Source organism: Brucella sp. IR068, from assembly GCF_049065885.1.
In the GTDB taxonomy this organism is placed as follows: domain Bacteria; phylum Pseudomonadota; class Alphaproteobacteria; order Rhizobiales; family Rhizobiaceae; genus Brucella; species Brucella intermedia.
The window spans coordinates 1-1,164 of sequence record NZ_JBAKHE010000049.1 but is presented as its reverse complement, the minus strand read 5'-3'; the positions used below and the strand labels follow the sequence as shown (position 1 = coordinate 1,164).

Sequence of the window (1,164 nt, the reverse complement as noted above, 5' to 3'; positions counted from 1 at the left end):
CTTATACATTTGAGGCCGGAACGGTAAACTTCGTTCCGGCCTCGTTTGTCATTGGGGTGAATGCAACACCGCACTGACGGCTGCAAAGAGGTTGGGTCGTGCCCGGCAGGAACTTTCGTTCGTAAAAAAGCAGAACCCTTTGCAGCTTTTGAGGTCTTGTCGCACCGTTGAGAGAGCTTCGCGCTCGCGTATAAGGGAGACCAGCCTCATGTCTTATACTAGTCGTTTTGTCGGCATCGACATATCAAAATCATCTTTGGATGTCTGCGTTCTGCCCGATGGCCAGATGGCCGCCTATCAAAACACCCCGGCAGGTATTGCTGATTTTCTCACCTTTGTGGTCTCTCTGGAGGGGATCGAAAGGCTGGTCCTTGAGCCGACCGGCGGTTACGAACGCCATGTCGTTGCCGCCTTGCAGGCCGCACGACTGCCCGTTGCCAAGGTCAATGCGAAGCAGGTCCGACAGTTTGCACGTGCCGGTGGCCAGCTCTCCAAGACCGACAGGATCGACGCCTTCATTCTTGCCGATTATGCAAGGCGCATGGAAACAAGAATTCTGCTTCAACGCTCCTCCCGGGAACGGGTTTTGGCGGATTTTGTTAGCCGTTACAGACAATTGTCGCACATGATCGTGCAGGAGAAAAATCGCCGGGAAAAGGCGAGCGGGCAAACGAAAGACTGGGTCGAGGAAAGCCTGAATTTCTTGCTCGATCAGCGCCAGACTATTGTGGACGCAATGACGGCTTGCCTGAAAGCGGATGCGGACCTTGGCCGGAAGGCTGAGGTTTTGATGTCACTCAAAGGAATCGGCCTGCGAACGGCATGCTTCATTCTGGCCGACCTGCCGGAGCTGGGGCATATGGACAAAGGAAAGATTGCCAAGCTGGTTGGCGTTGCGCCGCTTAATCGCGATAGCGGACTGATGCGCGGCAAACGCATGATTGCAGGCGGTCGAAGACAGCTGCGCGACGCGCTTTACGTCGCGGCGCTGCCCGCCATTCGTTTCGATCCGGACATGAAGGCGTTCTTCCAGCGCCTCAAGCAAAAGGGAAAGCCGAGCAAAGTCGCACTCGTCGCCGTCATGCGAAAAATGATCATTATCCTCAACGCGAGAATCCGGGACGCAAACGCAACGGTGCTTGACACCTAACACCGTTGCTTTTT

At 55.2% G+C, this 1,164-nt stretch carries 1 protein-coding gene; it reads left to right on the top strand.

From position 1 onward, the window contains the following. The first annotated feature begins 208 nt into the window (after positions 1-208). Positions 209-1,150 carry an IS110 family transposase gene (locus ACOWVS_RS23420; protein WP_025089827.1) on the top strand — a complete coding sequence of 314 codons (942 nt, stop codon included), beginning with the start codon at positions 209-211 and terminating at the stop codon, positions 1,148-1,150. Positions 1,151-1,164: the final 14 nt, after the last annotated feature.